Genomic DNA, 13,048 nt, shown 5'->3' with positions numbered 1-13,048 from the left:
CCCCGCCGGTCTGCCCGGTGCGGGCCTGCGCGGCCGACGGCTGGGGCGGGGTCTCGGTCTGGGCGCCGCCGACGAGCAGCCACGCCCCGGCGCACAGGGCGACCGCGGTGACGGCCGCTATCGCGGTGTTGCCGACCCTGCGCATGACGTCCCCTCTCCCTAGGGTTCCTCTGTAGGCCCCCTGCCCCCTCCGGGCCGCGAGGGGCGTCGGACCCGGAGGGGGTGGGGAAGTGCGGTACCGGCGGACGGGCAGCGGAGGGTGCCCGTCAGATCCCGTCGCCTCTCGCCCGGCGATGCAGGAGCCAGGTACCGCCCGCGGCGGCGACGGCCAGAGCCGCCACACCGGCCGCGGTCTGCACGGGATCGGGGCCAAGAGCGCCGCCGACCCCCGTCTTCACGCTTCCTTTGGGATACACCTGCTCACGGGCCGAGGTCAGCGTGACCACCAGGTCGCCCGTCACCCGCAGGCCGCTTCCACCGCAGGTCGCGACGATCTCGTAAGTCCCCGGCTGGGCGCTGGGCGGCACCTCGAAGCGGCCCACCGACCCGCCCGCGTCCGTGTCCGGCGCCAGCGGGAACGTGCCGGCGCCCACCGCGCTGGCGTCACCCGCCGCCGAACCGCCCTCCCCGCACGCCGCCGTGGTCACCATGGCCGGCTCGCCCGGCACGACCGAGGACGGGTACACCTCCAGAGCACCGGTCGCTGCGGCCTCCCCGGCGTACGCGGTCGCCGGGGAGGCGAGGCCGACGGCCGCGACGGCGAGCGCGGTACCGGTCAGCAGGCGGGCGGTACGTCGCATCGGTGCTCCTTTGAGCTCTTCGGTGGCCCCTGCCCTACCGAGGAAAGTCGCACCGGACGCGCCCCGCTCCCCGAGGATGCGCCGGGAATGGGATGAACGGGTGTCGGGCCCGGCCCCGGCGGACCCGCCCGGGACGCCGTTTCGGCAGGTCACCGGCGTGCGGCGGGGGTGCACCGGAAAAGATCCCGAAGGGCGTGCGGCGCGGGTGTGAACGGGTGACCGGTGCCTTGAGGACGGACCCCCGACGCCACGACTTGACCTCAAGTTAAGTCGAGGTACCAGGCTGTCGCGCATGAACACAACGACCGCTCCGCTCCATGTGACCCTGCTCGTCGGCAGCAACCGCCACGGCCGCTTCGGCCCCGTCGTCGCCGACTGGCTCCTGGGTCACCTCCGGACCCACGACGACCTGGTCCCGGAGGTGGTGGACGTCGCCGCGACCGACCTGCCCACGACCTTCGCCCCGACGTCGGAGGCCACCGCCGCGCTGGCGGAGATCACCCCCAAACTGGCGGGCGCCGACGCGTTCGTCGTGCTCACCCCCGAGTACAACCACTCGTTCCCGGCGGGCCTGAAGAACGTCATCGACTGGCACTTCAGCGAGTGGCGGGCCAAGCCCGTCGGCCTCGTCTCCTACGGCGGTCTGGCCGGCGGCCTGCGTGCGTCGGAGCATCTGCGCCAGGTCTTCGCCGAGCTGCACGCCGTCACCGTCCGCGACACCGTCTCCTTCCACAACGCGGGCGCCGCGTTCGACGACGAGGGCGGGCTCCGGGACCCGTCGGGACCGGACGCGGCGGCGAAGACGATGCTGGACCAGCTGGTGTGGTGGGGGCGAGCCCTGCGGGAGGCGAAGGAGAAGCGGCCGTACGACGCCTGACACGACGCCGGCCGGCACCCTCACGGCGAGGATGCCGGCCGGCGCCGGGGCGGACGGGGACTGGTGGTCAGCCCACGTTCACCGCGCTCCACGCCGCGCCCACCGCGGCGTGCTCCGCGCTGTCGGCGCCGTACAGGTCCTCGGCCGCGCTCAGCGTGGCCGTGCGGGCGCCCGCGTAGTCCGTGGACGAGGTCATGTAGACCGTCAGCGCCCGGTACCAGACGTCCCCCAGCTTGTCCCGGCCGATCCCGGAGACCGTGGAGCCGTCGCAGGTGGGGGAGTCGTAGTTCACGCCGCCCACGGTCTTCGTGCCGCTGCCCTCGGCCAGCAGGTAGGCGAAGTGGTTGGCGATCCCGGACGAGTAGTGGACGTCGAGGTCGCCCACCGAGGTGCTCCAGCAGTCGGCCGAACCGCCGTCCCTGCTGGGCCGGTCCATGTAGCGCAGCGCGTCGCGGCCGAAGCCGTCCCGGACGACCTTCTCGCCGATCAGGTAGTCCCCGGCGTCGGTGGAGTTGCCCGCGTGCCACTCCACCAGCGTGCCGAAGATGTCGGAGGTCGCCTCGTTCAGGCCGCCGGACTCGCCCGAGTACGTCAGCGCCGCCGTCGCCGACGTCACGCCGTGCGACATCTCGTGCCCGGCGACGTCCAGGGAGACCAGCGGGCCGAAGGTCGTCCCGTCACCGTCGCCGTACGTCATGCAGAAGCAACCGTCGTCCCAGAAGGCGTTGTTGTACCCGTTCCCGTAGTGCACGCGGTTGTACGAGCCCTTGCCGTCACCCGCGATGCCACTGCGCCCGTGGACGTCCTTGTAGTAGTCCCAGGTGACGTCCGTGCCGTACTGCGCGTCCACCGCGGCCGAGGCGCGGTCGGCCGCCGTCCCCGTGCCCCAGTGGTTGTCGGCGTCGGTGAACACCGTCGAGGGCGCCCGGACCAGGCAGACGGTGAGGAGGCACAGGTCGGTCCGGTTCCCCGCGTCACCGGTGTACGTGCCGCCGCGCGTCGGGTCCTTGAGCCGGTACGACGGTGCCGACCGCGTCGTTTCGAGCGGCACCGTGCCGCCGTACAGCGACTTGCCGTCGCCCGTCGCCGTCTCGACGGAGTCCCAGGCGTCGATCCGGGCGCCCGTGCGCGCGTCGGTCAGCACCGTGCGGGCGACCGGGTTGCCGACGGAGTCCAGCGCCGCCGCGTCCGTGCGCCAGGCCAGCTTCGGGGCACCGTGCAGGGCGTCGACCACCAGCTCCGGCTTGGCGGTGAGCTTCCTCAGCAGCTCGCCCGGGTTGGCGGCGCGCAGCGTGTTCGCGGCCAGGTCGGCGGCCCTGGGGGCCGACAGCCTCGGGGTGACGGTGGGAAGGGAGACCGGGGCGCGCGTCGCGCGGCTCGCGCCCCGGTAGTCGCCGTCGGGGGCGAGGTGGACGACGAAGTCGCCGCCCAGGACGGGGATTTCGCGGTAGGTGCGGTCGTAGCGGACGTGCTGGGCGCCGTCCTCGTCGACGACGACGTCGCGGACCTTCGTGTCCTGCTGCGGGGTCAGGCCCAGCTGCGTGGCGTGGTCCACGAGGGCCGCCGCCGCGTTGTCGAGGGCTGCGGCGGGGGTCGGCCGGCCGTCCGCCTGGGCGGCGGGGACCAGAGTGGCCGTCAGGAGGGCCGCGCCGGCGACGGCGATGCCGGCCGTGGCGGGGCGGGGACCTCGGGCGTGCCGTATTCGGCGGCTCATCGAACTCCTTGGGGGGAGGAGCGCTTCGGGGCGCGGGGCGCGGGGCGCGTGGGGAGCGCGGGGGACGGCGCTGATGTCGACCCAGAGTCGAGGAGCCCGGCATGTCATGTCCATAGCCCTCCCGTGAAGATCACGAGAGGCATGAGGGGAGAGAATGACCCTCTGTGGATACCGCGCGACTCCCGTTCTTCGTCTACGGCACGCTCCGTCCCGGCGGCCCCAACCACGACCGCTTCCTGCGCGGACGCTCCCGCGCGGAGGAACCGGCCCGCCTGCACGGCGCCGTGCTCTACGCCGGCCCCGGTTACCCGTACGCCGTGGAGGCGGCGCGGGGACCCGGGGCAGTGGTCGCCGGGGAACTCGTCACCGCCCGGCCGGAGGCGTACGACGACCTGCTCACCGCCCTGGACCTGCTGGAGGAGTACGTGCCGGGCGACCCGCGCAACCTGTACGACCGCGTGGCCAGAACGGTCGTACGGGACACCGACGGGGCGTCCGTCCTCGCCTGGGTGTACGTCGCCGCCCCGGCCGTCGCCGCACGGCTGCGGGCCCGGGGCACACCGGTCGAGGGCGGCGCCTGGCCCCTGCGCTGACCGCTACGGCGTGTCCGCGGGCGCCGCCGCCTTCGTCACCGCTTCCACCCGAACCGCGCACACCTTGAACTCCGGCATCCGCGAGGTCGGGTCGAGCGCCGGGTTGGTGAGGGTGTTGGCACGCCCCTCGCCCGCCCAGTGGAACGGCATGAACACGGTGTCGGGCCGGATGCCGGTGGTGACGCGGGCCGGCGCCACCGCCCGCCCGCGCCGCGACACGACGGCCAGCGGATCGCCGTCGGCCGCCCCCAGCCGCGCCGCCAGCCGAGGGTGCAACTCCACGAAGGGGCCAGGCGCGGCGGCGTTCAGCTCGTCCACCCGCCGGGTCTGCGCGCCCGACTGGTACTGCGCCACGACCCGCCCGGTGGTCAGCAGCACCGGGTACTCGTCGTCCGGCTCCTCGGCGCTCGGACGGTGTGAGACGGGCACGAACCTGGCCCGCCCGTCGTCGGTGGCGAAGCGGTCGAGGAAGAGACGAGGGGTGCCCGGGTGCCGGACGGCGGCCCCGGTGGTCCCGTCCGTCCCGTCGATCCCGTCGATCCCGTCCGTCCCGTCCGCCCCGTCCGACGCCGGACACGGCCAGAAGACCCCGTTCTCCTCCGCCAGCCGCCGGTAGTCGATCCCGGAGTAGTCCGCCGGACCGCCCGCGCTCGCCCGGCGCAGCTCCTCGAAGACCTCCTCGGGCTCGGTCGGGAAGCCCTTCTCCACGCCGAGCCGATCGGCCAGTTCGTGCAGAACCTCCAAGTCGCTGCGGATCCCGTCCGGCGGACTGATCGCGCGCCGCCGCAGCAGCACGCGCCCTTCCAGGCTGGTCGTGGTCCCCGTCTCCTCCGCCCACTGAGTCACCGGCAGCACCACGTCCGCCAGCGCCGCCGTCTCGGAGAGCACCACGTCGCACACGGCCAGGAAGTCCAGCGACCGCAGCCGCTCCTCGACATGGGCCGCGCGGGGCGCCGACACCACCGGGTTGGAGCCCATCAGCAGCAGCGACCTGATGTCCGTGCCCAGCGCGTCCAGCAGCTCGTAGGCGCTGCGCCCCGGCCCCGGCAACGAGTCCGGATCCACCCCCCACACCTCGGCGACGTGCCGCCGCGCCGCCGGGTCGGTCAGCTTGCGGTAGCCGGGCAACTGGTCGGCCTTCTGCCCGTGTTCGCGTCCGCCCTGCCCGTTGCCCTGCCCGGTCAGGCAGCCGTACCCCGACAGGGGGCGCCCGGCCCGCCCGGTCGCCAGGCACAGGTTGATCCACGCGCCCACCGTGTCCGTCCCCTTGGCCTGCTGCTCGGGCCCGCGCGCGGTGAGCACCATCGCCGCCTCCGGCTCGCAGAACAGCCGCACCGCCTCCCGCAGTTCGGGAACGGACACCCCCGTGATCCGCTCCACGTACTCCGGCCAGTGCCCCATCGCCGCCGCCCGCGCGTCCTCCCAGCCGGCCGTGCGCTCCTCGACGTACCGCTCGTCGACCCGCCCCTCGGCGACGACCAGGTGCAGCATGCCCAGCGCCAGGGCCAGGTCGGTGCCCGGCCTCGGCGCCAGGTGCAGGTCGGCCTGCTCGGCGGTCTTCGTGCGGCGCGGGTCGACGACGATCAGCGTGCCGCCGTTCTCGCGCAGCTCGGTGAAGTACCGCAGCGACGGCGGCATCGTCTCCGCCGGGTTCGACCCGACGAGGATCACGCACCCGGTCTTCGGAATGTCCTCCAGCGGGAACGGCAGCCCCCGGTCGAGACCGAACGCCTTCACACCGGCCGCCGCCGCCGACGACATGCAGAACCGCCCGTTGTAGTCGATCTGCGAGGTGCCCAGCACCACCCGGGCGAACTTCCCCAGCGTGTACGCCTTCTCGTTGGTCAGCCCGCCCCCGCCGAACACCCCGAGCGCGTCCGCGCCGTGCTCCGCCCGGGTGCGGGCCAGGTTCCCGGCGATCCGCCCCAGCGCCTCCTCCCACGAGGCCGGCACCAGCGTCCCGTCGCCGGACCGCACCAAGGGGGAGGTCAGCCGCACCCGGGACGACAGCACCGCGGGCGCCGTACGCCCCTTGCCGCACAGCGCGCCCCGGTTCACCGGGAAGTCGGCGCGCTCGGACACCTCGACGGTCCCGTCGGCGGCGGGCGTCAGGTTCATCCCGCACTGCAGGGCGCAGTACGGGCAGTGCGTGGGCGTGGCGGTGTGCCGCGTGGCGGTGATCTGCATGCCGGTGTTCTGCATGCCGTCCAGCGTGCGACGCCCGTGTTACGCGACCGGGCGGCGGTTTGTTACGCCGCCGGGACGGTGACCTCCCCGGGGCCCGCCGGCCGCGGTGAGGGGCGCGTCACCGCTCGCCGGCCCGGTCCAGGGCCCGCGCCACCCCCGGCTCCTTCGGCCCGAGGAACGTGGGATCCGGCTCGAAGACCGCGTCCAGCGCCGCCTTCCCCGCCGCGAAGATCTCCCGAGCGCCCCCGTAGTACCAGGTCATGTCGTGTACGTCGTCGGCCCCGACGCCGTACGAGGCCACCCCCGCCTCCTGGCACAGAGCCACCGCGCGCCGGATGTGGAAGCCCTGGCTGATCAGGACCGCCCGGTCCACGCCGAAGACCTTCTTCGCGCGGACGCAGGAGTCCCAGGTGTCGAAACCGGCGTAGTCGCTGACGATCCGCCCGTCGGGAACCCCGTGCCGGACCAGGTACGCACGCATGGCGTCCGGCTCGTCGTACTCCTCGCGGCTGTTGTCGCCGGTGACGAGGACCACCTCGATCCGGCCCGCGCGGTACAGCTCGGCCGCCGCGTCCAGCCGGTGCGCGAGGTACGGCGACGGCTCGCCCTCCCACAGCCCGGCGCCGAAGACGACGGCGACCTCGGTGCGGGGCACGTCGGCCGTGCCGCGCAGCCGGTCACCGGTCACCAGGTGCAGCCACGTGGCCGGCAGCAGCCCCAGCACGCACCCGGCCGCCACCGCCCGGATCAGCCGCCGCTGCCCCTTGCGGGTGCGCGGCAGGCGCGGTCTGCGTGGTCTCCAGCGGCGCATCGGTGTCGGTCCCCTCCCTGATCGTCTCCTGACCCCAGGGACGTCCGGGCGGGCCGTCCGGTTCACCGGCCGCTCACACGGGGCACCCGGCGCCGTGTGAACCGCCGGAAAATCCCTGTGACCTCCGCGCAACGGGGAGGCAACGTCCGGCAGCCACTCTCGACGCATGACGGCGATGACACTGATGGGCAGGACGACGAGCACGGCGGCACCCGGCGGCACCCCCGCCCTGGTCGTCGTCGCCCACGGCAGCCGCGACCCGCGCGCGCTGAGCACCGTACGCGCCCTCCTCGACCGGGTCCGCGCCCTGCGTCCCGGCCTGCCGGTGCACCTCGGGCACATCGAACTGAACGAGCCCCTGCTCCCCGGCACGCTCGCCGCCCTCGGTGACGGGGAAGCCGTCCTGGTCCCGCTCCTCCTCAGCCGCGGCCACCACGTCAAACGGGACATCCCCGAGATGGCCGCGGCCTCCCCGGCCCGCACCCGCGTCGCCGCCCCCCTCGGCCCGCACCCGCTGCTCGTGGACGCCCTCCACGACCGCCTGGTGCAGGGCGGCTGGCCCGTCCACGCGGGGCCGGACCACGCGGTCGTCCTCGCATCCGCGGGCTCCCGCGACCCGGACTCCAGGACCGACACGGCCCGCACGGCCGCCCTCCTGTCGGCCCGCCTCGGTGCCCCGGTGGTCCCGGCGTACGCCTCGGCGGCGGCCCCCACGGTGCCGGAAGCGGTACGCGCGCTGGAGGCCCGGGGCCACCGCGGCATCGCCATCGCCTCGTACTTCACGGCCCCGGGCCGCTTCGCGACGGAGTCGGCGGCAACGGCCCCGTGGATCGCGTCGGCCCCCCTGGGCACCCACCCGGCGATGGCCCGCCTCCTCCTCCACCGCTACGACCGGGCACTGGTGACCAACGGCGAGACCAACACCCCCGCAGGGGCGCGGGGCGCATCGACCCGCGGCTCCGCCGCGTGGGCTTGACCAGCCACAACCGGACCCGCACTCGCCCGACGACCCCAGGCGGCACCCGCATGGGCGACCCAACCGTCACACCTTCCCCTTACTGTTCATGACATGGAAGGCACCGCACCCGCACCCCCGTACGACCCGACGTCAGTCGCCCGCTACGCCCCGGAACCGGACAAACGCCCCGGCCGCACCGCCTTCCAACGCGACCGCGCCCGAATCCTGCACTCCTCGGCCCTGCGCCGCCTCGCCGGCAAGACCCAGGTCGTCACGCCGGGCGAGCGCAGCCCCGTCTGGGACGCCAGCCCCCGCACCCGCCTCACGCACTCCCTGGAATGCGCCCAGGTCGGCCGCGAACTCGGCGCCGCCCTCGGCTGCGACCCGGACCTCGTCGAGGCCGCCTGCCTCTCCCACGACCTTGGCCACCCGCCCTTCGGCCACAACGGCGAACAGGCGCTCAACGCCTTCGCCGAGGACTGCGGAGGCTTCGAGGGCAACGCCCAGTCCCTCCGCCTCCTCACCCGCATCGAGCCCAAGCGCTTCACCGAGGACGGCTCCGTCGGCCTCAACCTCACCCGCGCCACCCTCGACGCCGCCACCAAGTACCCCTGGCCCCGAGGTGCCCACCCCACCGACCCCGCCTCGCCCAAGTTCGGCGTGTACGACGACGACCGGCCCGTCTTCGAGTGGCTCCGCAAGGACGCCCCCGGTGCCCGCACCTGCTTCGAGGCCCAGGTCATGGACTGGGCCGACGACGTGGCGTACTCCGTGCACGACGTCGAGGACGGCCTGCACGCCGGTCACATCGACCCGAACTGCCTGCTCGCCGACCCCGAGCGCGAGGCGGTCTTCGAGGTCGCCGTCGGCCGCTACGTCCCGGCCGGCACCGACCACGCCGAACTCGCCGCCGCCCTGGACCGCCTCCTCGCCCAGGACTGGTGGCCGCACGGCTACGACGGCTCGGCCGTCGCCCAGGCCAGGCTGAAGGACGCCGCCAGCCAGCTCATCGGCCGTTTCTGCCTCGCCGCCGAGACCGCCACCCGGGCCGCGTACGGAAGCGGCCGGCTCACCCGGTACACGGCGGAACTGGTGGTCCCCCGGGAGACCCGCACGGAGTGCGCCGTCCTCAAGGCGGTCGCCGTGCGCTACGTCATGCAGCGCACCGAGCAGGAGCGGCTCCGCGCCGACCAGCGCGTCGTCGTCGCCGAACTGGCCGAGGCACTCACCGCCCGCGCCCCCGACGGCCTCGACCCCCAGTTCCGCGCCCTGTTCGACGGGGCCGCCGACGACCGCGCCCGCAAACGGGTGATCGTCGACCAGATCGCCTCCCTCACCGATGCCTCGGCCCGCTCGCTTCACGGCCGCCTGACGGGGCATCCATGAGACTGACGGGACAGGTGTGACCCGGCAGGCGCTCAGGCCCCCCGAGACGGGGGCCTCCGTGGCCTGATCGGGTCACTCCCCCTTCCCGCACCACGCCACGTGCGGGACGCTCGCATGTGGCGGCACCCCGACGAGGAGGCAAACAAGTGGTCGACGCGGATCAGACATTCGTCATCGTCGGAGGCGGCCTGGCGGGCGCGAAGGCGGCCGAGACACTCCGCACGGAGGGTTTCACCGGCAGGGTGATCCTCATCTGCGACGAGCGCGACCACCCCTACGAGCGCCCGCCGCTGTCCAAGGGCTACCTCCTCGGCAAGGAGGAGCGCGACAGCGTCTTCGTGCACGAGCCCGCCTGGTACGCGCAGCACGACATCGAGCTGCACCTCGGCCAGACCGTCGTCGCGATCGACCGCGCCGCCAGGACCGTCCACTACGGCGACGACGGCACCCGCGCCGGGTACGACAAGCTGCTCATCGCGACCGGCGCCGAGCCCCGCCGCCTCGACGTCCCCGGCACCGGCCTCGCCGGCGTCCACCACCTGCGCCGCCTCGCCCACGCCGAGCGCCTCAAGGGCGTCCTCGCCTCCCTCGGCCGGGACAACGGCCACCTCGTGATCGCCGGCGCCGGCTGGATCGGCCTGGAGGTCGCGGCGGCGGCCCGCGAGTACGGGGCGGAGGTCACCGTCGTCGAACCGGGGCCGACCCCGCTGCACGGCGTCCTCGGCCCCGAGCTGGGCTCCGTCTTCGCCGAGCTGCACGAGGCGCACGGCGTCCGCTTCCGTTTCGGCGTGAGACTGACCGAGATCATCGGCCAGGACGGCCTGGTCCTCGCCGCCCGCACCGACGACGGCGAGGAGCACCCCGCGCACGACGTGCTCGCCGCGATCGGCGCCGCCCCGCGCACCGCGCTGGCCCAGGCCGCGGGCCTGGAGATCGCCGACCGCGCCCACGGCGGCGGCATCGTCGTCGACGCGAACCTGCGCACCTCGGACCCCGACATCCACGCGGCCGGTGACGTGGCCTCCTTCCACCACGCCCTCTTCGACACCAGCCTGCGCGTGGAGCACTGGGCCAACGCCCTCAACGGCGGCCCGGCGGCCGCCCGCGCGATGCTCGGCAGGGGCCTCGCCCACGACCGCGTGCCCTACTTCTTCACCGACCAGTACGACCTGGGCATGGAGTACTCCGGCTGGGCGCCCGCGGGGTCGTACGACCAGGTGGTGATCCGCGGTGACGCGGCGAAGCGCGAGTTCATCGCCTTCTGGGTGAAGGAGGGCGTCGTGCTGGCCGGGATGAACGTGAACGTGTGGGACGTCACGGAGCCGATCCAGCAGCTGATCCGCTCGAAGACCCAGGTGGACACGGAGGCCCTGGCGGACCCGCACGTACCCCTCGAAAGCCTCGTCGCGTAGCTGTCGGACCGTCGCCGTAGACTTCACGCGTGGCTGGACGGATCAACGACGAGGACGTGAAGGCGGTACGGGACGCGGTCCCGATCGACGCCGTGGTGTCCGAGTACCTCCAGCTGAGGAACGCGGGCGGCGGCAACCTGAAGGGCCTCTGCCCCTTCCACGACGAGAAGTCCCCGTCCTTCCAGGTCAGCCCGAGCAAGGGGTTCTTCCACTGCTTCGGCTGCCAGGAGGGCGGCGACACCATCACGTTCGTGATGAAGATCGACCACCTCACCTTCTCGGAGGCGGTCGAGCGCCTGGCCGGCCAGGCCGGCATCACCCTGCGCTACGAGGAGGGCGGGTACAACCCCACCCACCAGCGCGGCGAACGCATCCGCCTGGTCGAGGCCCACAAGATCGCCGCCCAGTGGTACGCGGAGCAGCTGGCGACCAGCCCCGAGGCCGACACGGGCCGTGCCTTCCTCGCGGACCGCGGCTTCGACCAGGCCGCCGCCCAGCACTTCTCCGTCGGCTACAGCCCCCAGGGCTGGGACCACCTCACCCGCTATTTGCGCGGCAAGGGCTTCAGCGACAAGGAGCTGGTCCTCTCCGGCCTCTCCCAGGAGGGCCGCCGCGGCCCCATCGACCGCTTCCGCGGCCGCCTGATGTGGCCCATCCGCGACATCGGCGGCGACGTCGTCGGCTTCGGCGCCCGCAAGCTCTACGAGGCGGACAACGGCCCGAAGTACCTGAACACCCCGGACACCGCGATCTACCGGAAGTCCCAGGTCCTGTACGGCATCGACCTGGCGAAGAAGGACATCGCGAAGGCGTCCCGCGCGGTCGTCGTCGAGGGCTACACGGACGTCATGGCCTGCCACCTGGCCGGCGTCACCACCGCCATCGCGACCTGCGGCACGGCATTCGGCGGCGACCACATCAAGATCCTCCGCCGCCTCCTGATGGACAACGGATCCGCCCGCGTGATCTTCACCTTCGACGGCGACGCCGCCGGTCAGAAGGCGGCCCTGCGCGCCTTCGAGGACGACCAGAAGTTCGCCGCCGAGACGTACATCGCCATCGCCCCCGACGGCATGGACCCCTGTGACCTGCGCCTGGCCAAGGGCGACGACGCGGTCGCCGACCTGGTCGAGCCGCGCACCCCGCTCTTCGAGTTCGCGCTCCGCCAGATCGTGAGCCGCTACGACCTGGACACCCCGGCCGGCCGCGCGTCGGCGCTGGACGAGGCCGCCCCGGTCGTCGCCCGCATCAAGAACAGCGGCGCCCAGCACGAGGTCGCCGTGCAGCTCGCCGGGATGCTGGGCATCCTCGACACGCAGTTCGTGGTCAAGCGGATCGCCCAGCTGGCCCGCTGGTCCCGCGACCGCGGCGGCAAGGGCCCCGTCCCCGACCGGCAGCAGCGCGGCGGTGGCGGCGCCCCGCAGCAGTACGCCGGCCCCGCCGGTCCAGGCCCCCGCGGCGGCCCGGCCCTCAACCTCCGCAACCCCGTCTTCGCCACCGAACGCGAACTGCTCAAGCTCGCCCTCCAGCGTCCGGAGCTGGTCTCCCCGGCCTTCGACGCGTACGGCGTCGACGAGTTCACCGCCCCGCCCTACGCCGCCGTACGCGAGGCGATCATGGAGGCGGGCGGCGCCGAGTTCGGCGTCCAGGACCCGCAGGACTACCTGGTCCGCGTCCGCGAGGCCGCCCCCGACGACGCCGTCCGCGCCATGGTCACCGAACTCGCGGTCGAGGCGATCATGCTGCACCGCGGCGTGAAGGACGTCGACGAGGTCTACGCGGGCGCCCAGCTGGTCACCGTCCGACGCCGGGCCGTCGAGCGCCGCATCCGCGACATCACGGGCCGCCTCACCCGCCTCACCGGCCACGGCGACCCCGCCGAACTGGCCGCCGTACAGAACGAGCTGTGGGTCCTCCAGCAGTACGACCAGACCCTGCGCGTACAGGGCGCCGCCGCCCTCTAGGGCCGACCGCGGGTAACCGCGCGGTCACGCCCGGACGCAAAAAGTCACCGCACGCCCCTCGTGGCGGTGATGTGTCGTACCCCACACTGGGGGCGGTGCCTGAGTCCTCGGAGCGCGGCCGATCCGTCCCGGCGGGTCGCTGATTCCCGCGGTTCCGTTCACGCGTACGGGGCGGACCGCGGCGAACGAGCCGGCTCCGCCCCCGAAGTACCGCCGCCGGCCCCCGTCGGCCGCGTCCATCCTGGAGGTCGCCCCCGTGCAGACCCAGACCCTCACCCAGACCGAGACCAGTACCGACGGCGCGGAGCCGGACGCGGAGAGCGGCGTACTCGTCGCGATGCCCCCG

The 13,048-nt window shown here is 73.8% G+C and carries 10 protein-coding genes and 2 pseudogenes; 7 read left to right on the top strand and 5 right to left on the bottom strand.

Annotated elements, in window-relative coordinates; translation table 11 throughout:
* Together EBH09_RS11600 and EBH09_RS11595 are read right to left on the bottom strand one after the other, a co-directional pair.
* Positions 1-145 (bottom strand): annotated as a pseudogene (locus EBH09_RS11600) (class F sortase); the annotation flags it as partial.
* 121 nt (positions 146-266) lie between these two features.
* Entirely contained in the window at positions 267-800 is a 534-nt protein-coding gene (locus EBH09_RS11595) for a hypothetical protein (protein ID WP_121746906.1), read from the bottom strand.
* Positions 801-1,092: 292 nt separating this feature from the next.
* Between EBH09_RS11595 and EBH09_RS11590 the strand changes: the two genes are divergently transcribed.
* Positions 1,093-1,677 (top strand): NAD(P)H-dependent oxidoreductase, encoded by a 585-nt coding sequence (locus EBH09_RS11590; RefSeq protein WP_121746905.1) that lies wholly within the window; start codon positions 1,093-1,095, stop codon positions 1,675-1,677.
* Positions 1,678-1,744: 67 nt separating this feature from the next.
* On the opposite strand, the gene EBH09_RS11585 is transcribed toward EBH09_RS11590, so the two are convergent.
* The gene (locus EBH09_RS11585) at positions 1,745-3,391 is read right to left on the bottom strand and encodes a M4 family metallopeptidase (protein ID WP_121746904.1); all 1,647 of its coding nucleotides are present in this window, start codon (positions 3,389-3,391) and stop codon (positions 1,745-1,747) included.
* 164 nt (positions 3,392-3,555) lie between these two features.
* Between EBH09_RS11585 and EBH09_RS11580 the strand changes: the two genes are divergently transcribed.
* The gene (locus EBH09_RS11580) at positions 3,556-3,984 is read left to right on the top strand and encodes a gamma-glutamylcyclotransferase family protein (RefSeq protein WP_121746903.1); all 429 of its coding nucleotides are present in this window, start codon (positions 3,556-3,558) and stop codon (positions 3,982-3,984) included.
* A 3-nt stretch (positions 3,985-3,987) separates the two neighbouring features.
* Here the strand turns inward: EBH09_RS11580 and EBH09_RS11575 are convergent, their stop codons facing one another.
* Positions 3,988-6,186, bottom strand: coding sequence for a molybdopterin oxidoreductase family protein (locus EBH09_RS11575; protein ID WP_121746902.1), 2,199 nt, complete (start codon positions 6,184-6,186; stop codon positions 3,988-3,990).
* Positions 6,187-6,289: 103 nt separating this feature from the next.
* Entirely contained in the window at positions 6,290-6,982 is a 693-nt protein-coding gene (locus EBH09_RS11570) for an ElyC/SanA/YdcF family protein (protein WP_121746901.1), read from the bottom strand.
* A 184-nt stretch (positions 6,983-7,166) separates the two neighbouring features.
* On the opposite strand from EBH09_RS11570, the gene EBH09_RS11565 reads away from it, so the two are divergent.
* From EBH09_RS11565 to EBH09_RS11545, 5 genes and pseudogenes are all read left to right on the top strand, one after another.
* Positions 7,167-7,958: a sirohydrochlorin chelatase gene (locus EBH09_RS11565; RefSeq protein WP_121747350.1), complete on the top strand. Its 792-nt coding sequence runs from the start codon at positions 7,167-7,169 to the stop codon at positions 7,956-7,958.
* 93 nt (positions 7,959-8,051) lie between these two features.
* Positions 8,052-9,326 carry a deoxyguanosinetriphosphate triphosphohydrolase gene (locus tag EBH09_RS11560; protein ID WP_121746900.1) on the top strand — a complete coding sequence of 425 codons (1,275 nt, stop codon included), beginning with the start codon at positions 8,052-8,054 and terminating at the stop codon, positions 9,324-9,326.
* 146 nt (positions 9,327-9,472) lie between these two features.
* A complete protein-coding gene (locus tag EBH09_RS11555) occupies positions 9,473-10,738 on the top strand; it encodes an FAD-dependent oxidoreductase (RefSeq protein ID WP_121746899.1) in 1,266 nt (421 codons plus the stop codon).
* 29 nt (positions 10,739-10,767) lie between these two features.
* Positions 10,768-12,702, top strand: coding sequence for a DNA primase (gene dnaG / locus EBH09_RS11550; protein ID WP_121746898.1), 1,935 nt, complete (start codon positions 10,768-10,770; stop codon positions 12,700-12,702).
* Positions 12,703-12,866: 164 nt separating this feature from the next.
* Positions 12,867-13,048 (top strand): annotated as a pseudogene (locus EBH09_RS11545) (RNA polymerase subunit sigma-70); the annotation flags it as partial.

This window comes from Streptomyces sp. E2N166, from assembly GCF_003671715.1.
Lineage (GTDB): Bacteria > Actinomycetota > Actinomycetes > Streptomycetales > Streptomycetaceae > Streptomyces > Streptomyces thinghirensis.
This window is presented reverse-complemented; position numbering and strand designations above follow the sequence as displayed.